Here is a 21,535-nt window from a genome sequence, read left to right on the forward strand (position 1 = left end):
ACCACCCGCTTACCGTGGATCATGGGCGTCGGGAGCCGAGCGCTCCCGACGCCGCGCCAGCCACTCGCCCATGTCCGTGCAGGAGGAACACTGTGAATACCGACGCCGCCGTAGAGCTGGACGCCTACCAACCCGTCTGCGGGTTGTTCTCCGCGCTGTCCTCCCCCGCCAGGGCGGCCACGATCCATCTCCTGAGCGAAGGCGAGAAGACCGTCGGTGAACTCGTGGATTTGTTGGACATTTCCCAACCGCTGATGTCCCAGCATCTCCGCAGTCTCCGCGAGGCCCACCTGGTTACGGGGCGCCGATCCGGACGATCGATCTATTACAGCCTGGCGGACGAGCACGTGGCACACGTCTTCCTCGACGCCCTCAACCACAGCCGTCACGTCGAGGACTAGGGGCCCAGCCCGTCGTAGCGTGTCGCGCCGTGGCTGGGATCATTGGATACTCAGTCAGTACGTCAGGCAGTGCCCGAGCACCGCCGGCAACCATTCGTCGGCGTAGGTGTTCTGCGTGGCCGATCGTGGCCCGGTGTTTCCGCGGGCTCGCTGGGGCACCCTTGGTGTTAAAGCAAGAAGGTCACGTCAGCCGAAGCTGACGTGACCTTCATTTCGTTGCGGGGGCAAGATTTGAACTTGCGACCTCCGGGTTATGAGCCCGGCGAGCTACCGAACTGCTCCACCCCGCGGCGACCTGTTCTACTATACGCACGCTCCGCCACCGCCGCAAACCACAGGGCGGGATTGTGCCTGAGCTCACCTTTCGGGGCCTCGAACCCCGAGCTTCCCGACGGAGGCTCGGGGTTCGACCATCGACTATTTGCCGTTCTCTCCTTGGGCGCCATCGGCCTTGAGGGCGTCGTCGAGGGCCTTGTTCAAACGGTCCTGGGCCTTCCCGTAGGCCGCCCAGTCTCCGTTCTTCATGGCCTCCGAAGAATCCTGCATGGCCTTGTTGGCCTCGTCCAGAGACTTCTTCAGGTCCGGGGACTCTCCTCCGCTCGAACTGCCTCCCTCGGAGCCGCCTTCACCGGCGTCGGCTTCGGAGCTGTCCACGCCGGCGTCTTGCGCCGTCTGGGCACCGGACTCGCCGCCGAACAATTTATTGAGCGCTTCATCCAGGGTCGGCGCGAAACCGACCTTCTCCCCGAAACCGACCAGGACGCGGCGGAGAGTCGGGTAGGACGCGTCTCCGCTGGACTGGACGTACACCGGCTGGACGTACAGGATTCCTCCACCGACGGGCAGCGTCAGAAGATTTCCATTGACCACTCGCGAGGCACCCTGGCGGAGTAGGTTGAGCTCCGTCGAGACTTCCGTGTCCGAGTCGAAGAGGTTCTGCGCCTGTCCCGGCCCCGGGACCACGGAGTTCCGCGGCAGCTCCAGAAGGTCGATCTTGCCGTAGTCGGGGTCCTTCTCCCCGTCCTTTCCGGTACCGGCGTCACCATTGGCCGAGACGAATCCATACATGACGTTGCGGGTGTTGGAATCCGACTGCTGCGGGATGAACGAGCTCGTCAGCGAGAACCTGGTCCTCTGGTCCCCCGGCATCTGCAAGGACATGTAGTACGGCGGCAGGTCCTGGGCCTCGTCCTGAGTCGGGTCCTTCGGCGTCTGCCATACGTCGTCGTTCGCGTAGAAACTGTTCGCGTCGTCCACGTGGTACTTGTTCAGCAGTTCGCGCTGGACCTTGAACAGATCCTCGGGATACCTGACGTGATCGATCAGGTCCGCGCTCATGTCCTTGTAGGACTTGACGGTCGTCGGGAAGACCTTCTGCCAGGACTTCAGCACGGGATCCTGATCGTCCCAGGCGTACAAGTCCACCGAACCGTCGTACGCGTTCACCGTTGCCTTGACCGAGTTGCGGATGTAGTTGACCTTGTCATTGGGCAGAGCCTTGCTGCCTCCCGCCTCGGTCTGGGAGTCCTGCGTCGCGTCGCCCAGGGAGGTCGGCGTCGAGTACGGGTAACCGCTCGACGTCGTGTAGGCGTCAACCATCCAGACCACTTTGTTGTCCACGATCGCAGGGTAGGGATTTCCGTCCACGGTCAGGTAGGGAGCAACCTTCTTGACGCGATCGCCGGGATCGCGATTGTAGAGAATCTGCGAGTCAGGTCGTACGGCATCCGAGAGCAGCAGATCCGAGGACTGGTACTTGATGGCATACGCCAGGCGGTTGAACCAGTTCCCCAACTTCGGGCCACCGTCGCCCGAGTACGTGTACTTGGCATCGCCAGAGCCCTCGTCGTCGGCCGACTGGGGCCGGTCCAGCTCGAGCTTGGGGTCATCATCGGAGCCGCCCGCGATCGAGTAATCGGGCGAGGACTGCCCGAAGTAGATGCGCGGTTCGTAGTCTTCCGAGATGACGCCCTTGGCTGCGATGCCCTCCTGCATGAACTTCGGTTTTCCGTCCGCCTCGACTTGGTTGCCGTAGGCGGCCACGACGCCGTACCCGTGCGTGTAGACCACGTGCTGGTTGTACCAACCCTGGTTCTGATCCGGGTTGAGCTCACGGGCGGAAATCACCGTGTCCTCGTTCTTGCCGTCCACGTTGTACCGGTCGACAGCGAGGGTCTTCCCGAACTGGTAGTAGGGCCTGAACTGCTGCAACTGAGCGAACGAGTTGGACACGACATTCGGGTCCAGAAGACGAATATTGGACACGGTCGGAGTGTCACCGTCCAGGGCGCCTTTGTCGGTGTCCACGGTCGCGTCGTAGTCCTGCGTCTTCAGGTCGCTCAGCCCGTAGGCGCTGCGCGTCATGTCGATGTTCCGCTGGATGTACTCGTTCTCCATCGATTGTTCCGTCGGAGTCACCTGGAAGCGCTGGACGACCCAGGGATAGAGACCGCCCGCGACCAACGAAACGACCAAGAGCATGGCCGTTCCGATCAGGGGAAGCCGCCAGCGACCGGCGAAAGCCGAGTAGGCGAAGAGAAGTGCCACGATGAGCGCGGCGATGGCCAAGATGGCATTCGTCGGCATCACGGCGTTGACGTCCGTGAACAAGGCACCGGTCCAGGATCCCTTGTTGGACAGCAACGTCGAATACCTCGCGAGCCAGAAGTTGGCGGCAAGCACGAGAAGAAGAATTGCCGCGATGATTCCCATCTGGACCTTGAGGGCCTTGGTCGTGGAAATGCCTTTCTCGTGCACCACGATTCCGCCGTACAGGTAGTGGGTCACCAACGAACCCACGGCCGAAAGCACCAGCACCGTAATGAGGTAACCCGCAATCATGCGGAGGAACGGCAACGTGAACATGAAGAAGGACATGTCGAAGCCGAACTGCGGGTCCTTCTCCCCGAAAGGCTCCTGCATGAAGAACAGCGCGACGGTATCCCACTGGGCCAGCATTGTGAGCCCGCCGAATAGCCCCAGGACCACGGGGATCGCGACCATCAGGATCCGTCGCATCGGCTCGAGGGCCTGCTGGTACCTTTCCATGTTCTGGTTGAACACGGATTGCAGGTCCTCCCTCTCGGAACCTGCCTCGGATTCCTCGTCACCCTTCTTCGGCTGGGCCTGCAACTTCTCGGAGGGACGCCGGGTCCAGGCGAATCTCAGGCTCAGCCACAGGGCAAGACCCATGACGGCGGCGCCTACCGCGAAAACGGCGATCTTGATGATGTTTTCCCGGACGAACACCCCGATGTATCCGAGCTGCCTGTACCACAGGACTTCCGTGTAGACCTGGGAGACGTAGACGAACGCGATGACCAGAGCCACGACGATGATGAACGTCGTCAGAAGCGGGCGCTTCCTCCGGCCCGAGGCTCCGGACTTGTTGCGAGGTGTACGTGGGGCCGATGATCCTGTCGTCACGGGAATCCTCAACTAGCGGTGCGGTGGATGAGCGAAAGGGCGAATGCCGTTCTCACAACACGGTCGGCCCGATCTCACCGATCGGAAAACCGTGAATTAACATTTTGCCTTTTTTGTGTGCGCAACTCCACTTGTGACCTGGGGAATTCCGTCATGGAACGGCACGGGCCGACGTCGTCGTGATTCAGCCGGTGCACTGGGGCAAGGACGATGGGTCCTCGCCCTGCCCCACCTTCTCGACGGCCTGGGCGGCGTCGTCGATGGTCGAGACGCTGACGACGGAGAGTCCATCAGGAATGTGGCCCTTGACTTCGTCGCAATTCTCCGAAGGCGCCAGGAAAATGCTGGCACCGTCGTTCTTCGCACCGATCATCTTCTGCCGAATGCCTCCGATCGGCCCCACTTTCCCCTGGGCATCAATCGTGCCCGTACCGGCAAAGTGTTTTCCGCCGGTCATCTTGCCGTCCGTCATTTCGTCGATGATTCCCAATGTGAACATCATGCCCGCGCTCGGTCCGCCCACGGAGTCCAGGCCGTAGTCCACGTGGAAGGGGAAGTCGTAGTCGGACTTCAGATACAGCCCCAGTTGGTAGTCCCCCGTGGCGCCGTCCTTCTTCGGGGTCACCGTGACTGTCTTCTCCTCACCTTCCTTGCCGTGCGAATAGCCGAGGTTCACGGGGGCTCCCTTGCCGTCGGCGAGCGCCTGTTTGAGCTGGTCGTAAGTCTTAAGCCGCTCCCCGTCGATGGATCGCAGCACGTCACCCTTGGAAAGTTTCGCGGCGCCGTCCTGGGTGGAACCCTGAACCGTGAGTGTCGTCGAATAGTCCAGATGGAGATATTTGGCAGCGGCGGCCTGCGCTGAATTCTGCGAATCCGTCATGTCGGCCGTGTTCTGGGAACTGACCTGCTGCTGGGTCATTGTCGGCTCATAGAGTGCGGCCGCGGGAAGTGCCGTGGCGTCCTTGTTGAACCAGGCACTCAGCACGTTGAGGGCGCTGGTGGCGCCGTTCGGGCCGCCAGCAACGTAGACCGTCGTCATGTCGAGATTTCCGTCGGTCGGGTACGTGGGGTGTCCCGAGATGGACAACAGCTGTTTGCCCTTGTATTCGCCGATGGTATTGAACGTCGGACCAGCGCCCTCGGTCACGAAGTCCGGCGGAATCAGAGCCCCCGCCGCGACCAGTCCCAGAGTCGCCACACCAGCGACCGTTCCGAGCTGCGGACGGCGGATCTTCCTGGAACGCAGGAATCTGGTCTTCGGGTGGGACATCCGGGGGCTCTCTCGCATCGGTAGGACTAACGGCCTCGCCATGTTAACGCACCGACCTGTATGCTCGGCCCGGTATCGCCAGAACGGTTGCCCCAACTCAAGGCGTCTCTGTGCCATGAGCTGAAAATTGGGGCCCAGGACTGACGCGTTCGAGGTCGGTGCCGTTTAATGGGGACCGAGAAGACACGCCGTGGGCTTACGGCCTCACGGCAACCGACGACCACGAGGTGTCATGAGTACGAACAATCCGTACAACAACGGCAACAACGACGACAACGAGGACAACCCCTTGGAGGAGTTGTTCCGGAAGCTCTCCTCTGGTCAAGGCATCAACCCGGAGGATCTCCAGGGAATGGCCATGCCGGTGGACCCAGCGATGATGTCCGGGATGTTCGCCCAGATCCAGTCCATGATGTCCGGGATGAATTCTGACGGCTCAGCGAACTGGGGGCAGGCCCGCGAGCACGCACGCCGTCTCGCCTCGGCCGAGAAGGACCCCTCGGTGACCAGCACCCAGAAGTCCGCCGTGAAGGACGCCGCCCAGCTGGCGCAGCTGTGGCTGGACCCCGTCATCGATTTCGACCGCGCGGCTCTGGCCGACGAAGCGTGGTCGCGGAGCGAATGGATCGAGAACTGCTTCGACACGTTCCGTGAGATTTCCGAGCCCGTGGCGAATTCGGTCACCGAAGCCATGAGCGAAGCGCTGACGCAGCAGATGCCTGACGAGATGAAGTCGATGCTCGGCCAAGGGGCGTCCGTGATCGGTGGGATGAGCGGCATGATGTTCGCAATGCAACTCGGCCAGGCCGTTGGGGAACTATCGAAAGAAGTCGTGTCCTCGACCGATATAGGCCTTCCCCTGTCTCCCGGGCGATCGGCGTTGCTCCCGTCCAACATCGCGGACTTCGGCGACGGCCTCGACCTGCCGGCACAGGAAGTCATGCTCTTCCTGGCCGTGCGCGAAGCCGCCCACATCCGGCTGTTCCACGCCAATCCGTGGTTGCGGGAGAACATTCTGGACCTCATCACGCGGTACTCCCGGGGAATACACGTCGACATGGACCGGATCGAAGAGGCAACCCGGGACATGGATCCCATGAACCCGGAGTCCCTGCAGGATGCGTTGTCGGGAGACATTTTCAAGCCGACGCTGACGGAGGACCAGGAGGTCACGCTTCGTCGCTTGGAGACCCTGTTGGCCCTGGTCGAGGGGTGGGTCGATCACGTCAGCACCCAGGCGACCAAGAACCTGCCCAGCTCTGCCGCCCTGACCGAGACGTTGCGGCGTCGCCGTGCGGGCGGGGGCCCGGCGGAGAAGGCCTTCGGGTCTCTGATCGGTCTTGAGCTGCGTCCTCGGCGTCTGCGCGAGGCTTCCCAGTTCTGGAGGGGCTACGAGGAAGAGCACGGTGTCCAGAAGCGCGATGCCCTGTGGGAAGCACCGGAGAACCTGCCCACCGATGAGGATCTGGATCACCCGGAGAACTTCGGTTCGGCCAGGGACCTCTTGCACGCCAGCGACGAAGAGATGGACGCCGCTCTGGAGAAGTTGCTTTCGGGCGGCTACGACGACCAGCCGGGTGAGCCCGAGGACGGCGAGGATTCCGACCCGCAGGATGGCGACGACTCGGACGATCAGCCTCGAAACGACTAGACACGTAGAAGGGCCGCGCGGCGTCCCGACTTTTCCCTTCAGCGCCGGCCCCGTTCAGGCGGGGTCGGCGTTCGTGTCCTCGAAACGGTTCCTCTCGAACACCATCCCTTCCAGGAAGGCCTTGGCCTGATCTGCCTGCGGGAAGAGGGCTTCGAGTTTCCTGAAGCGCCCGTTGTGCGATGCCTCGATCAGGTGGCAGAGCTCGTGATGGATCACGTAGTCGAGAACGTATTCCGGCGCGGACCAGAGGTGATGGGAGATCCTGACCTTTCCGGTGGCCGGAGTGGTCGATCCCCAACGGGTGTTCTGATTCGTGACCCACGCGATAGAGACGGGTTTGACCCTGTCGTCCAAGTAAGACCGAGCCACATGCGCGGCCCTCTCCTCGAGGTACGTGTCTGTCCGCCTGGGGTCTTCGCGACGTGCCGAGCGCTCGGCCAGCAACTTCGGGAGCAACCGACGAAGATACTCGCGGGCCATGGACGTCGTCATCCCTGCCGGGGCGAGGAGAACGACCATCTGCCCTTCCCACCGTGCCGAGATCGTCTTGCGCCGCCTCGCGGAACGCCTGATCTCCACCTCTGGCTGTGCTCGGGTTGCGGCGAGCCGTTCGCGTGAAGGAAGTCCTGGCATCAACGCCAGTTTACCCGTCCGGATCAGCACGCGAAGTTCGCGATGCCGGGCTTCCCCTCCGATCGATCGGCAACCTGTGGAGAACCCCCATTGCCCGTCCGAACCCGGCAGAGTAGTGGTATGACCGTCCACCATTCCCCGACCCAGGATCGTCCGGCTGGAGGCCCCGGCGATCTTTCGTGGCGCCCCACGCGCCGGGGCCGGCTCGCACAACCCGTTCCGCTGTTCATCGGGTTACCTGGCGGGGTGGCCGACGCCGTGCTGGTCTACACGCGACTCACCGGCATTCTGCCTTGGGTGCTTGACCGTACGCCCGTGGACGAACTCGACCTCCTCTCGGCAAGCTACCGTCCCCTCCACCGAGGGCGGCCTCGCACCAAGTGCCTGATGTGGGCGTTGTCCCAGCACATTCCAGAAGTCCTCGCCCGGGGAGGATCTCGCCCTGAGGACCCCTACCTCCAGGCGCCTCAGCATGCCGACGAGGGGCGGCACGATGGATCAGCTCGGATGACCGGGCTGGTGGTCAGGCCCGACGTCGTCGTCGAGACCTGCTGGCCCGGTCAAGTCACCTCGTGGGACTTGCCTGTGGCCCCCGAGGTGCCTTGTCTCCAGCTCTTTCGTGACCCCGCAGGAATCATTGGCGCCCGATCTGCGACAACATGGGAACGTCGCCGATGCCCCGACTGTCTGGAACGTGCCCGGGCCGACCGCGAGGCCGCCCAGGCGGGGCTCTCGCCCATGAGCATCGTGGCGCTCATGTGCGCGGTGGCCACGGGCCAACGACGAGGTCCGGACGCACAAACAGATGTCGCGTGGCCAGACTGCGTATGTGCCTTGGGTTCCGGCGATCTGGGTCCGGATGCGGTGGGTCCGGAAGCAGTGAGCATGGCGGCGCCGAACGCCGGCGACCTGGATCTATCCGTACATCCGTGGGGCGATACCGTCGAGAAAGCGTGAACGCTTCCGATGTGCCCGTCCTCCGGGGGTCCGGGACAGTGACCAGGAAAGGGAGAGCCGTTCACGGGCGCGGGTGATGCCCACGTAGAGCAGGCGACGTTCCTCGTCGATTTCGTCTCCGGTTTCGGCGAAACTGATCGGCATGAGCCCCTCACTGAGTCCGCACAGGAAGACCGCGTCCCACTCCAGGCCTTTGGCAGAGTGCAACGACGCGAGGGTCACTCCGTTCATGACCGGTGCATCCTGATGCGCTATTCGCCGCGTGAGGTCCTCGACCAGCATGGACATGGTGAAGGCAGATTCCCCCGACCCGCTCTTCTCTTCGTGGGCCGCCGCAAGCCGGTCCGCCAGCGACACCAGGGCGGCCAAGGATTCCCACTTCGACCGCACGGAACCGGTGCTCGCCGGAGGCTTGTCCTTGTATCCGAGCGAGGCCAGGCAATCTCTGACCAACTGGGGCGCCGGCTCCTCCCCCGCGGCACGCGCCGACGAACGGATCTGGAGGATGGCCTGTTTGACTTCCGGGCGGTTGAAGAACTTTTCCGTGCCCCGCAATTGGTAACCGATGCCGGCATCGGTCAGCGCCTGTTCAATGGCCTGCGACTGGCCGTTGGTCCGGAACAGGACGGCGATCTCCGCCGGATCAATGCCGTCCTTCGAGATCAGGTCCGCTATGTCCTCCGCGATCCCCGCTGCTTCTTGTTCGTCGTCCGCATACTCGAACCAGTCGGCCTCGGGACCGCTCGGGCGCTGGGCCTGCAAGTCGAGGGGCGGCGCCCAGGCTCCCGGGGTCGCATCGCGCGCGGGCTTCCTCGTGGTGAGCAAGCGATTCGCCAGGTTCACGACCTGCGGCGTGGACCGGTAGTCCCGAACGAGTTTGATCACGGTGGCATCGCGGTGACGTTGAGGAAAGTCGAGAAGATGCTTGGACGTGGCTCCGGTGAAGGAATAGATGGTCTGCGAAGCATCGCCGACGACGCACAGTTCGTCGCGGCCCCCCAACCAACTGTCGAGCAACCTTTGTTGCAGGGGTGAGACGTCCTGGTACTCGTCGACCACGAAATGCCTGTACTGCTGGCGCACGGCCGCAGCGACAGCGGGGTCTTCTTCGAGAATCGCCACGGTCGCAAGGAGGACGTCCTCGAAGTCGATGGCGTTCCGCTCAGTCTTCAGGTCCTCGTACCCGCGCATGACGCGTGCCATCCCGACCGGCGTGAACCCGGTCGGCAGTTCCCGGTCGACCAGGTGCTCCTCCACCGTGTCAGGGGTCAGCATCGACACCTTGGCCCACTCGATCTCAGCGGCGAGATCGCGAACGATGGCCCGGTCCGTGGTGAATCTGAGGCGCGAAGCCGCCTCAGTGATCAGTTGCGCCTTTCCCGAGACGAGCTGCGGCGGCGTTCCGCCCACGGCTTGCGGCCAGAAGTATTGGAGCTGCCTGAGGGCCGCCGCGTGGAAGGTTCGCGTCTGAACTCCCTGAGCACCCAGCGAACGCAGCCGGTTCCGCATTTCGTTCGCCGCCCGGGAGGTGAAGGTCAGGGCGAGAACCCGCTGACCGACGTAGGCGCCCGACGCGATGCCGTACGCAATGCGATGCGTGATCGCACGCGTCTTGCCGGTACCCGCACCGGCCAGGACACACACGGGACCCTGCAGGCTCGTGGCTACTTCACGCTGCTCCGGGTCCAGCCCCTCGAGGATCTGATCGGGACTCGGAGGATCTCCCGGTAGCAACAGTTCGGTCGCGGTTTTCAGCGCTGAGTCGCCCCCTCGGAATCATTGGTGGGATCCTGCCCCGTCGTCCCGAAATCTTCCGATGTCTCCGGCGGCTGAGGCAAAGGTCCACCGTACCAATCGGCGATGAGGTGATGGGCAATCGAAACCCGGTCCGGGAGACGCAGCTCGCCGCTCCTGACAGCCACCTCCAACTCGTCCCGGGTGAACCAACGAACGCTCGAGATTTCCCGTCCGTCGGGTTCCGCCGAGTCCAGACTCTCCGCGCGGGCGATGAAACCCACCATGAGGGATCTTGGGAAAGGCCACGGTTGGGATCCCATGTACGTCGCCTCGCCGATCTCGACGCCGGCCTCTTCTCGGATCTCCCGCGCTACAGCGGCTTCGAGGGACTCTCCCGCCTCGACGAAGCCGGCGAATGTGGAGTACCTGTCTTCTGGCCAGGCCACCGAGTGCCCGAGCAGAAGGCGGTCGACGCCGTCGTCGTCGGTGTGCACCACGGCCGAGATCACGGCCGGGTCGGTCCGAGGGAACAGCTCCCGACCCTCGGCATCGCAGACGCGCGCCCACCCGGCGGTCTCGGGGTGGGTCGGAGACCCACAGGATGGGCAGAACGTGGAGCTCTGATGCCAATTCATGAGCGCGATCCCGACGCTCAACCACGTGCTCTCTTCCTGCGGGAGCACCGGGGCCGCATCCCGGAGCCCCAGCCAGTCCGTAGCGTCCTCCACGGCCCCCTGCGGATCGGCGTCCTCGGGCCATGGATCCCCCGCTTGGAGGTCTTCGGGCCTGGTGCGGGGAGCTCGGCCCAGGAGGATCGGAGACTGGTCTGCGGAGGTGCCCAGATACGCCACGATGTCGGCGTCGTCGGTGGTGCCCCACGCGATGCGGATGCCGCCGTCAACCTTCCGTGTGCGAACTTTTCCCTGGTCAAGGACCAGAACTCTGGTCGAGGGATCGCTCAGAGCTGAATCTACGAGCTCGCCCCTGTCCTGGGCGTCGTCAATGCGCCGAATCGGGTATGTCCCCAGCAAATCCGGCCCCAGCGGGGGTGTGGGCTGTGTGACAAAACGGGGGTTCACGTGATCAGCCTGCTTTCATGTGTCTCTAGTACCCTGAACGAGTGAAATTAACACCGTTAACGTTAGCCGCTATGGCCTCGGCAGGAGTGCCGGGCCTCTTCCCCGTGGCCGCGTACCCGTACGAGGACGACAACCCGGACTACGGTTCGGCGCTCGTGGTCGACTCCGCACGGCAGCGGTGGATTGTTCGTGCGCCGCAGAACCACGAGGCGAGTGTCCGGCTCGAATCCGAGCATGTCATTCTCCACTCCTTCTCGCCCGGACTGCGGGCACGGTTGCCCTTCCAACTGCCCACCGTGGTGGGTTCGGCCGACAGTCGTGGGCTCAAGACGTTCGTGTATCCCGAGGTACCTGGGGAGGTCCTCGACATCGAGGAGCTTGCCCGCCGCTCGCACGTCGTCTCCCCCGAACGCGAACCGTTGGCGACGCAACTGGGGAAGATGATCGCCACGATTCATACGCTCCCAGCGGAGATGGTCCAGGAAGCGGACCTCCCGATCTATTCCAATGAGCAGTGCCGGCGCAGGATGCTGTCGGAACTCGATCGGTCCGCGAGCACCGGCAGGATCCCCTCCGCGCTGTTGCGCCGGTGGGAAGCGTGGCTCGAGGACGAATCGATGTGGCAGTTCCGGCCCACCGCCGTCCACGGAGACCTCACCGAGGACAATCTGGTCCTGGACGGAACGCTCCTGACCGCCGTGCGAGGGTGGCACGACCTCCATGTGGGCGATCCGGCGATCGATTTCTCCTGGCTCATGAGTTGCCCTGACCAGGAGTTCACGGATGCCATTATTGAGGTCTATTCCGTCCAGTTGCCTCATGCTCCCGATCAGCACCTCCTCCGCAGGGCCTATCTCCACGCAGAATTTGCGTTGGCCCAGTGGCTGGTGCGCAGTCTCGAACAGGATGACCGGGAGTCCGTGGACGAAGCGGTCTCGATGCTCCGGGCCTTGGAATCCGATCTTCGCGAATCCGGTGCGCTGAGCCCTACGGCCCCTGGCACGACCTCCGGGTCCTCGGAGTCGGAGTCCTCCACCAGCCGGCACGAGGAATCAGAGAGCACTACCGGGTCCACCCCGTCCGGTTCCTCGGCTGGCACCCGGCAGGACGCATCGGACGCCGGTGGGACGGCTTCGGGTCGCGGCTCCTCACGTGCCACACCCAGTGAGGACCCGACCGGGCCGATGCCCACGGTCCATCGCGAGTAGCGCTTCCTTATTTGTTCGGGGGCGATCCTGCCCTGACCCGTGCCAGCAGTTCTGACAGTTCGGATTCGTCCGCGATCGACGGCGGGGTGACGGTTTCTCCGTGCGCCACGTAGTAGAACGAGGCGGAGATTTCCGAAGGATCTATTCCGTGCAGTCGGGCGAACCCCAATGTGTACACCGCCAGCTGGACGGCCTTGTGCGACAAGTCGTCTCCACGGGGCACCCGGCCGGTCTTCCAGTCGACGAGTTCCCAGCGTGTCCCGCCTTCGGGGTCCGAGGTTCGGAAGACGGCGTCGATCCGTCCACGCACGGTGAACCCTGCGACGGGTGTCTCGATCGGGTACTCGACCGCCCATGGCTGCCGGTCGTACCAGGGACTCTGACGGAAAAGTTCCTGGAGCGCCGACAGGCCGGCGTCGGCATCCTCTCCGGCCGTCGGGTCCTCCCCGAAGTCGAGCATGCCGGTCGTTCCGTAGTGGTGCTCGACCCATTCGTGAAAGCGGGTTCCCGCACGAGCCGATGTTTCGGGCCGGCGAGGCATCGGTCGACGCATCTGCTCAATGACCCTGTTCGGGTCCTGGGCGAGGTCGACCACCAGCGACGCACTGACGTGAGCGGGGATCTCGGGTTCGGAATCCCGTTCCCCGGTGGCCCGATGCAGGGCAAGAAGCAGATCGGTTTCCTCGGCCCAGGTCTGGCTGTCGGGAAGGCCCGCCGGATCCGCGCCTGAGGATCCCCCGGAGGCTCGTCCCGACGTCGCCGGTTCGGCGTCGTCCGGTATGTCCAGGTGGGCCATGACCAGGGAGGCTGCCCGTTCCACGTCCGGCCTCCTCGAGACGGCGGGCTCGTCGTCCATCCCGCCCTGTCCGGAGCCAGGCACGGAGGCGAGGGCGTCGAGTTCTTCCTCCGAGTCCCACTCTGTGACGACGGGTCGTGCCAATGGATCGAACGGCCACAGAGCGGCCTGAATCATTTCCCTCTGAGGATTTGATGCCCCTTCTTCCGGCATCTTCGCCTCGTGGATCGTCTCCGGGGTCAGTGAGTCGGGTCCCGAGATCTGCATCACCTCCTCCAAGAACCTCGAGACGGTATTCGGCGTGGATTTGGTCCCGCTCCAACGGCTCGAGGACAAGAAGAGAACATCGCGTGCCCTGGTCGTGGCCACGTAGGCCAGGCGGCGCTCCTCCGCGATCGTTCGCGCCAGGTTGTGTTCGCGGAATACGGCGCCGAATTCCTCCAGCTCTTGCGTCGAGCCACAATCCAGCTCGATCTGAGGCAAATACCTCGCGTCACCCCGCATGGACCAGGGCAGAGCGCCCACGCTGGAAAACCACGAGTCCACGGTGCTCGAGGGGAATCCACCTTCCGTGAGTCCTTGGACGTAGACCTCGTCCCACTCGAGCCCCTTGGCGGCGTGCGCGGTGAGGATCTGAACTGACGATGAGTCGGAGGGCTGCACGGGCATGGGCAGGCCGGACTCCTCGGCGACGGCCGCATCGAGCCACGCGAGGAAGGCGGTAACGCCCGTGGCCGAGGAGGTCACGGTGTAACGGTGCTCCTTGAGATCCGAGAATGCGGCGGCGTCATCCTCCGCCCCGGAGCCCACGCTCGCGCCGGCCTCGAGGCTCGCGGCCAGCCGAGGAGCGCTCGAACAATAGTCAGCGGCAGCCTGGTAGAAGGCATCCACGTTCTCCCTCGCCTGATGGACGTCACGGCCGGGTTTGGACGCGAGCTCAATGTCCAGCATGGTCACTCGTTCGATGTGATACATGAGGCTCATCAGGTCCTCCCCCAGGTACCCTCGGAGTTCTTCGAGCTCCGCGTTGAGTCGTTCGAGGCGCGTGCGGGCCTCCGCGCTGAGTGAGCGGCCGGCGGCCGAAGTCCATCCGGGTTCGGGAAGCGTCTCGAGGGCTTCCACAAGACTTGAGCCCTCACTCTGGTCTCCGCCGCCCCGGAGGAGGGCATCGAGGCGCTGCGAGGCCTTTTGGAATCGCTCGTCGGATGCGTCCCCGCCCGTCGGGTCCTCGCCCGGTCCTTGACCTTCGGGGGTCGTGAGGTCCTCTGCCATCCCCGAGAGCACCGCAGTCCGACGACGACGGGCCAGGAATCGGGCCCAGTCGTTCAATGCCATGAGGTCTCGAGGACCGATGCGCCACCGGGCACCGGCCATGATTCTCATCAGAGAATCCGACCGCGACGGATCCGAAAGGACGCGAAGCACAGCAACCATGTCGGTGACTTCGGGGGTCTCGAGAAGACCCCCGAGTCCGACGAGCTGATACGGGACGGCTTGACGTTCGCATTCTGCCCGCACGGTCTCCATGTGGCGGCGGGCACGGCACAGGACGGCCGCACTCGGTACGGGGCGACCTTCCCGTTGGGCATCCGTTCTGTGCTCGGCGATGGTTCCCACCATGGCTTCGGCCTCCCGATGGTCGCTGTCCCAGACACCGCACAGGACCCGTCCATCCGGCGCCTCGGGTCTCGGCGCGAGATCCGGCACCTCGACCATGGATTCGGCCCGCACCCAATCGCCCCTGGTCGACAGCGGCTGAGCGATGGTGTTGGCCGCTTCGAGGATACGCACTCCGTTGCGCCACGCCGTCGTCAGATAGTCGGCTTCCTCGTGTACCGACGGGAAGTACCGGTAGAAGTCGAAGAGTTGGCCTTCCGAGGCCCCCCGAAACCCGTAGATGGACTGTTTGGGGTCTCCGACGGCCATGACGGAGTGTCCGTTCCCGAAAAGATTGGAGAAGAGGACCATTTGGGCGTGGGACGTGTCCTGGAATTCGTCCAGAAGCACGACGCGATAGAGCTGGCGCTGCTCGGCGCTCATGCATTCGACTCCCTGTGCCATCGTCGCCGCGTGGGCCAGCAGGTCGCCGAAGTCCATGACCTGCATCGCCTGTTTCACCCGGTGATATCTCTCGACAAGGCGAGCGACCAGGAGTTTCTGCTCTAATTTTTCGACGAGGGTTCCACGCAGTTTCTCCTCCTTCTTGAGCCGCTTGGGGTGGTTGTTCGGCAGGTTCCTCAGGGTCACCAGCGAGTCCTGGCAGTAGGTCACCACCTCGGCCGGCGAGCGCAGGTGTTCTGAGCATTCCCCGGACAATTGCAAAACACTCGCGACCAGCGTCGAGGCAGCGGGGACCTTCTCAGGAAGGTCGCCGTCCCAAGCCTCCACAGTCTGTGCGACCAACTGGTAACACTGGGCTTGTCCGAGTTGCGTCGCATCCTTCTCTATCCCCATCCGCAATCCGTATTCCGAGACCAGTGACTTGGCGTACGCGTGGTAGGTGCTGACGGTCGGGTCGAGAATGGGTTCGTCGCTCTCCGTTTCGGGCTGGTACAGGCCCTGCTCCCGGAGTACGGCGAGCCTTTGCGTCATGCGATGGCGCAATTCCGCTGCGGCCTTCTTGGTGAAGGTGACCCCGAGGATCTCGTCGGGTCTGGCGTAACCGTTGACCACGAGCCAGACGACGCGGTCGACCATGGTCGCAGTCTTGCCCGACCCGGCGCCGGCGATCACGAGACGCGGGGCTGCGTCCGCGCTGATGATGGACGACTGTTCCGCGGTCGGCAGTGGCTGTCCGAGCGCCGTCGCGATGTCCTCCGGAGAGTACTTTGCCGAGTGTGTGAAAGCGGATTCGTTCACGGTTGAGTGACCTGCCTCCCTGATGAGCACAGTGGACAAATTTCGGGCAAACGGCATGTGAGACCGAAGCCTCCCGAGGACTCGTGGTGCCGGGCCTGGAACCTCTCGTGGGCCACCAGCTCGACGCAGGTTCGAATCAGTTCCACGGCCCAGGAGTCATCCTTGTCCAGGGCATCTTGGGACTGAAGCTTGTACCCCTTGGTCGAGGTGCCCAGGTGGACGAGCGCCGCCCCTCCGGACAGCTCGGTCAGTCCTGCGCCGTCGAAGACCAGGGGCTCCTCTCGCGGCCGTTCCCGGCCGCCCTCATCGAACATTTCCCTTCCCGCACCGGCCTCCAGCGCGACCTGGTATGCGGCCAGTTGCGGATGTTCCAGGACCTCCGCCGAGGTGGGCGCGGTCTTGCCGGTTTTGAGATCGATGACGACGTATCTGCCGAGTTCGTCGATTTCGAGCCGGTCGACCCGGCCGGAGAGCAATGCGTCTCGGGCCGGTCCCGGAACGAGTACGGTGAATCCGCCTTCGACCCCGACCAGTTTCCTGTGGAGGGAGAGTCGGGAATCCACGGCATACGCCGCGAATTTCCGGATCATGGTTACCGCGCGCTCGTAGAGGACCCGGGTCTCCCACGTATCGGGCAGACCGAGGTCGCCGAATCTCTCGCGCAACTCCTGCTCGAGTTCGTGTCCGGACGCTTCCGGCATGTCCCGGGCGAGCTCGTGGATGAGGTTTCCCACCGACCGAGACAGGTCGCTCGCGGGCTCGCCACCCGCGGAACTGACAAACCAGTCCACGGGGGATCTCTTGATCGTTTCGAGCTTCGAGGGTGACAACGGAACCGGATCGGCAGGGTTCAAGGGTGCCCGGTCGTCGGACAGCGGGGCCAAACCCCACCAGTCCCTGGGGTGCGCCCCTGGGATCCCGGCCCTTTCGCTCGAACCGTTTTCCCCGTCCGTGGGAGAGCTATCGGGCCGGTGTCCGTGGGACTCCGGGCGTGGCTCCGCCGGTTCACGAGCAATCTTCGCCAACTGCTGGGCCGCCCTCTCGGCCACCTCGGGGTGTTCGGCGGACTGGGCCCACAGCCGAAGTTCCGCGATCAGGCCTCTCAGCGTCATCGGCCGGCGCACCGGTTCTACCTCGACTCGGGACATGACACCGGGGTCGAGGATGTCGAGGAATTCACTCGGTTCGTCCTCGTCATTGGATACCGCACTGACTACGAGAGCTGAGGACGAACGACTGACCGCCGTGGCGAACATCCGCAGTTCGTCATACCGAGTTTCCCTGAGCCGATTTCGCCGTGTCACCCGTGCTGCTTGTTCGACGCCCAGGAGGGCGATATCGGATAGTTCAGGTGTGTTCAGAAGACCCCCACGCAGGGTGGTATTGGGCCAGGTGCCTTGCTGGACGGAGGCGATGTGAACCCATCCCCACTCGTGACCGGCCGAGGAGGCCGGGGTCACCAGAGCAACCGATGCTCCGCCAGCTGATCGGGGTGCCAACGTGTCCATCGGCAGATCCTGGCTGTCGATGTACTCCAGGAATTCTCTGGCTCCTGCACCCGGCTGTTGGTCGACGTAGCGCTCGGCCGCCTCGAACAGTGCAAGAACGGCGTCCAGGTCTCGGTCGGCCCTCTGGGCGGCCGGGCCCGAGCCCCGGGAGTTCCGAAGCCATTCCTGTGCCAGATCGCTGGCCTCCCAGAGCGCCCACAGGACGGTCTCCGCCGTCGAGTCCGTGGCCCCCATGGCTCGTCTGCCCGCGGCGAGAACCCTTCTCAGCCTGTCCAGCGGCACTTGGGCCCGCTCCTCGAAGGTCCCGGTCCGGGGGCCTCGCCGTCCCCGAGACGTCTCTGTGCCGTCCGGGGACGTGTTCAGCACGGCCAGAAGAAGTTCGTCGCTGGATCGAGTCCCTCCCGACCGCAATTCGGCGGCCCGCAGCGACTGTCGGATCCTGCGAATCGTCGTGGGACTGGCGCCGCCCAAGCGCGAGGACAAGAGGGACAAGACTCTGGGCAGATCCGCCTCGGTTTCCTCGCCCGCCGCGAGCCACAGTGCATCGAGGAAGGGCCGAACGGCGGGTTCTTCGCGCAATGGGGCTTCGGCCACCGGTATGGACACAGGGATGCCATCGGATTCCAGGTGACGTTTGATCCTCGACAAGGAGGCACCGTCTCGGACGATCACGGCCATGTCATCCAGCGGCCTTCCGCCCCGGATGTGTTCCTCGAGGATTCCCTGGGAAATCAACCGGAGCTCGTGCTGAGCGGAGGCGGTCAGTCGGATCGCAAGTTGCCCCGTGTCCGCACGAGCCGTCACGTCCGGCGCCGGCGACCGATCGTGCCGGGCCCTGGCCACCACCGGAATCCGCTCCGCAATTCGGCGGAATGCCTCGGCGAGCCGCGCCGGCATCCGGTGCTGGTGCTCGAGCCGCCGCGTGTGGATCTCAGGATAGGCCCGCAACCTCCGGGACAGATCGGACAGCACCTCAGGACGCGCTCCCCTGAATCCCTGGACCACGGTATCCGTGCAGGCCGTCATCACGAGTTCCGGCGGATTCGCGGCGCCCGCCGGCACGAGAGATTCGAGCAACCGCATCACCGCGGGTGTTGCCTCCTGCAGGTCGTCCACGAGAACCAGTCTGAGGCGCTCGTGCTCCTTGGCCAGAAAATCGCGGTGCTCCTCCAGGAACTCTGCGGCCTGATGGATCAAGGCCGAAGGATCATAGGCCTGAGGCATTCTCAGCCGCCTGAGCTGCTCGTACTCCACACGGAATTCCGAGGCCGCGATCCACTCCGGGTGATTCAGCAACTCGCCCAATTCTCGGACCCGTGCCGGGGTCAGATCGAATTCCGCACAACGATCGAGGAATTCTCGAATCTCCCTGCGGAACCCTCGCGTACTCATGGCCTCGGTCAGGTCCTGGGGCCATCCGGGCCGGGCGCCCAATCCCTCCGCATGGGCCCGAAGCATCTCGCCGATCAGCACGTCCTGCTCCGGACCAGCCAGCAGCCTCGGCTCGAAGTCGACTCCTTCCAGAAGCCCTTCCGCGTGGCCCCGCCGCAACAGATCGAACGCATAAGAGTGCCAAGCCCGCGCCGGCGGCGAGGACACCGTGGCCGAGAGTTTCTGGGAGAACTTTTCCCGCAGGGAATCCGCAAGCGTCCGCGTGGGTGCCAGGAGAAGGACCTGTTCGGCCGAAGATCCGTTGCCTTCGCCCCTGGAAACGTGGTCCAGTGCGCGATCGATCAAGGCGGTGGTCTTGCCCGTTCCGGGGGCGCCCAGAATCAGGTCCGCGGCCGAAGGGCGTGACCGCTGGTGGCTCATGGCCGGTTCGTTCAGGCTCATGTGACCATCACACCACGGCGGACCGACAAGTTAAGGCCCTTTGAGGTCAAGGCCCTGATCGGAACGAAATAAGTGACGCGCGAGTCAGGAGCGAGTCCGGGTACGGTGGTGATCATGACGAGCGACGCACCGGCCGGAACGCGGCCATGGACGCAGTGCCCACGTGCCACTTTCGATCTGGAAACCACGGGCCCGAATCCGAGGACGGCGCGCATCGTCACGGCGTCGCTGATCCTCATTGCCCCCGACGGCGAGGTCCTCCGGCACGGCGAATGGCTCGCCGATCCCGGTGTTCCCATCCCGGAGGAGGCCGCCGCAGTACACGGCATCACGACCGAACACGCTCAGGAACACGGTGCTCCTCTCAAACAGGTGGTCTACGAACTGGCATCGGCTATCGGCGGCCTGTTCTCCGACGGCGTCCCGATCTTCGCGTTCAACGCCGTGTACGACTTCACCGTGCTCGCCCGCGAACTCCGCCGCTGCGAGATGCCCGACCTCACCCCGTACCCGGTCCTCGACCCTCTCGTGTTCAACAAGAAGGTTGACAAGTACCACAAGGGGAAACGCACCCTGAGCAACCTCACCCGGGAATATGGGGTCGAACTGGAGAACGCCCACACCTCGGCGGCCGATTGCTTGGCCACCGAGAGGTTGGCCGGGGCAATGACCCGGAAGTATCCCCAGCTGGACATGCCAGCCGGGGAACTTCACGATCTTCAAATCGGCTGGGCCAGGGAACAGGCCGCGGACCTCCAGGCGTACTTCGACAAAATCGGCAAGACCTCGAAGGTCAACGGCGACTGGCCCGTCCAGCCGGACGGAGAGCGCTCCTAGCGGGGCCTCTCCGACGACGCCGCGGCGCGGGCCGCGGCCGGCAGTGCGGAGACGATGCGGTCCATCGCGGCGTCGTCGTGAGCGGCCGAGAGGAACCAGGCCTCGAAGGGCGAGGGCGCCATGTATACGCCCGAATCCAACATCGAATGGAAGAAAGCGGTGTAGCGGTAGGACTCGGACGCCTTGACGTCCTCGTAGTTCCGCACGCCGTTCTCGCCCGTGCCGAAGGCCACGGAGAAAATGTTTCCGGCCGTCTGGATCGAGTGCTGCACCCCTTCGGCGTCCAGAGCCGCCCCAACTTCTTTCCTGAGGTGTGAAGAGGCACGATCGATCGTCGAGTAGACCTGGCCGGTTGCGTTCCGCAACGTCGCGATTCCCGCCGCAACGGACAGAGGATTCCCCGAGAGCGTTCCGGCCTGGTAGACGGGGCCGTTGGGTGCCAGGTACTCCATGATCTCCCGACGCCCGCCGAGAGCGGCGATGGGCATCCCACCACCGATGACCTTGCCGAAGGTGTAGATGTCAGGGGCCCAGCCTCCCTCCTCGGCGGAGGTCAGGCCCCAGTATCCGGCCGAGGAAGCGCGGAAACCGGTGAGGACCTCGTCGAAGATCATGAGGGCGCCGAATTCCTGGGTCAGCTCGCGCAGACCGGCGTTGAACCCCGGTCCCGGAGTCACGACCCCCATGTTGCAGGGGGCGGCCTCCGTGATCACCGCGGCGATCTCGCCGGGGTACTTCTCGAAGGCGGTTCGGACCGCGTCCAGGTCGTTGTACGGGACCACGATGGTTTCGGCGGTCGTCGCCTGGGTCACGCCGGCCGATCCGGGCAGCGAGAGGGTCGCGACGCCGGACCCCGCCTCGGAGAGCAGAGCGTCCACGTGGCCGTGGTAGCAACCAGCAAACTTGATGACCTTGTCGCGGCCGGTATACCCGCGGGCCAACCGGATCGACGTCATGGTCGCTTCGGTTCCCGTGGACACCAGGCGAACCTGATCAATAGCGGACCCCTTCGTGGCCGACCGGTTGATGCGGTCGACCACGGTCTCGGCCAGCTCCGTCTCTCCCACGGTCGAGGCCCCGAAGGACAGACCATGGTCCACGGCGGTATGCACCGCTTCGATCACGGCCTCGTGCCGGTGCCCCAGAAGAGCGGGGCCCCACGAACCGACCAGGTCCACGTACTGGTTGCCGTCGGCGTCCTTGACGTAGGGCCCTTCGGCGTCGACGATGAACGGCGGCGTTCCGCCGACGGAGTTGAACGCGCGGACCGGCGAGTTCACCCCGCCCGGGATGACCCTCTGGGAGCGTTCGAAGAGTTCCTCGGATACGGTCAAGATGTC

The 21,535-nt window shown here is 64.3% G+C and carries 13 protein-coding genes and 1 tRNA gene; 5 read left to right on the forward strand and 9 right to left on the reverse strand.

Annotation, left to right across the window (positions count from 1 at the left end; genetic code table 11):
- Window positions 1-92 precede the first annotated feature (92 nt).
- Window positions 93-401, forward strand: a complete 309-nt coding sequence (locus AB0Y14_RS03460) for an ArsR/SmtB family transcription factor (protein WP_436587849.1) — start codon at window positions 93-95, stop codon at window positions 399-401.
- Between the two features lie 216 nt (window positions 402-617).
- Here the strand turns inward: AB0Y14_RS03460 and AB0Y14_RS03465 are convergent.
- From AB0Y14_RS03465 to AB0Y14_RS03475, 3 genes are all read right to left on the reverse strand, one after another.
- Window positions 618-691: transfer RNA gene (locus AB0Y14_RS03465), tRNA-Met, on the reverse strand.
- 127 nt (window positions 692-818) lie between these two features.
- Complete coding sequence (locus tag AB0Y14_RS03470) at window positions 819-3,827, reverse strand: UPF0182 family membrane protein (RefSeq protein ID WP_436587850.1); 3,009 nt, start codon at window positions 3,825-3,827, stop codon at window positions 819-821.
- Between the two features lie 184 nt (window positions 3,828-4,011).
- Complete coding sequence (locus tag AB0Y14_RS03475) at window positions 4,012-5,097, reverse strand: YlbL family protein (protein ID WP_436587851.1); 1,086 nt, start codon at window positions 5,095-5,097, stop codon at window positions 4,012-4,014.
- Between the two features lie 232 nt (window positions 5,098-5,329).
- Here AB0Y14_RS03475 and AB0Y14_RS03480 point away from each other — a divergent pair, with 232 nt between their 5' ends.
- A complete protein-coding gene (locus AB0Y14_RS03480; RefSeq protein WP_436587852.1) occupies window positions 5,330-6,748 on the forward strand; it encodes a zinc-dependent metalloprotease in 1,419 nt (472 codons plus the stop codon).
- Between the two features lie 54 nt (window positions 6,749-6,802).
- On the opposite strand, the gene AB0Y14_RS03485 is transcribed toward AB0Y14_RS03480, so the two are convergent.
- On the reverse strand, window positions 6,803-7,381 hold the full coding sequence (locus tag AB0Y14_RS03485; RefSeq protein ID WP_436587853.1) for a M48 metallopeptidase family protein: 579 nt from the start codon (window positions 7,379-7,381) through the stop codon (window positions 6,803-6,805).
- A 120-nt stretch (window positions 7,382-7,501) separates the two neighbouring features.
- On the opposite strand from AB0Y14_RS03485, the gene AB0Y14_RS03490 reads away from it, so the two are divergent.
- Window positions 7,502-8,338, forward strand: a complete 837-nt coding sequence (locus AB0Y14_RS03490) for a hypothetical protein (protein WP_436587854.1) — start codon at window positions 7,502-7,504, stop codon at window positions 8,336-8,338.
- Here the strand turns inward: AB0Y14_RS03490 and AB0Y14_RS03495 are convergent.
- Both AB0Y14_RS03495 and nudC read right to left on the reverse strand, forming a co-directional pair.
- The gene (locus tag AB0Y14_RS03495; RefSeq protein WP_436587855.1) at window positions 8,297-10,072 is read right to left on the reverse strand and encodes an ATP-dependent helicase; all 1,776 of its coding nucleotides are present in this window, start codon (window positions 10,070-10,072) and stop codon (window positions 8,297-8,299) included. The two genes, AB0Y14_RS03490 and AB0Y14_RS03495, sit on opposite strands and share 42 nt — an antisense overlap.
- Window positions 10,073-10,089: 17 nt before the next feature.
- Window positions 10,090-11,154, reverse strand: coding sequence for an NAD(+) diphosphatase (gene nudC / locus AB0Y14_RS03500; RefSeq protein ID WP_436587856.1), 1,065 nt, complete (start codon window positions 11,152-11,154; stop codon window positions 10,090-10,092).
- Window positions 11,155-11,225: 71 nt separating this feature from the next.
- Here nudC and AB0Y14_RS03505 point away from each other — a divergent pair, with 71 nt between their 5' ends.
- The gene (locus AB0Y14_RS03505; protein WP_436587857.1) at window positions 11,226-12,362 is read left to right on the forward strand and encodes a phosphotransferase; all 1,137 of its coding nucleotides are present in this window, start codon (window positions 11,226-11,228) and stop codon (window positions 12,360-12,362) included.
- Between the two features lie 7 nt (window positions 12,363-12,369).
- Here AB0Y14_RS03505 and AB0Y14_RS03510 read toward each other — a convergent pair whose 3' ends face one another.
- Together AB0Y14_RS03510 and AB0Y14_RS03515 are read right to left on the reverse strand one after the other, a co-directional pair.
- Window positions 12,370-16,017 (reverse strand): ATP-dependent helicase, encoded by a 3,648-nt coding sequence (locus tag AB0Y14_RS03510; protein ID WP_436587858.1) that lies wholly within the window; start codon window positions 16,015-16,017, stop codon window positions 12,370-12,372.
- Complete coding sequence (locus AB0Y14_RS03515; RefSeq protein ID WP_436587859.1) at window positions 16,014-19,358, reverse strand: ATP-dependent helicase; 3,345 nt, start codon at window positions 19,356-19,358, stop codon at window positions 16,014-16,016. Before AB0Y14_RS03515 ends, AB0Y14_RS03510 begins: the two co-directional genes overlap by 4 nt.
- 114 nt (window positions 19,359-19,472) lie before the next feature.
- On the opposite strand from AB0Y14_RS03515, the gene AB0Y14_RS03520 reads away from it, so the two are divergent.
- The gene (locus AB0Y14_RS03520) at window positions 19,473-20,195 is read left to right on the forward strand and encodes a 3'-5' exonuclease (protein WP_436587860.1); all 723 of its coding nucleotides are present in this window, start codon (window positions 19,473-19,475) and stop codon (window positions 20,193-20,195) included.
- Here the strand turns inward: AB0Y14_RS03520 and hemL are convergent.
- Window positions 20,192-21,529 carry a glutamate-1-semialdehyde 2,1-aminomutase gene (gene hemL, locus AB0Y14_RS03525; RefSeq protein ID WP_436587861.1) on the reverse strand — a complete coding sequence of 446 codons (1,338 nt, stop codon included), beginning with the start codon at window positions 21,527-21,529 and terminating at the stop codon, window positions 20,192-20,194. The two genes, AB0Y14_RS03520 and hemL, sit on opposite strands and share 4 nt — an antisense overlap.
- Between the last annotated feature and the right edge of the window lie 6 nt (window positions 21,530-21,535).

Origin of the sequence: Rothia sp. HC945 (assembly GCF_051370785.1) — a bacterium.
Taxonomy (GTDB): Bacteria; Actinomycetota; Actinomycetes; order Actinomycetales; family Micrococcaceae; genus Rothia.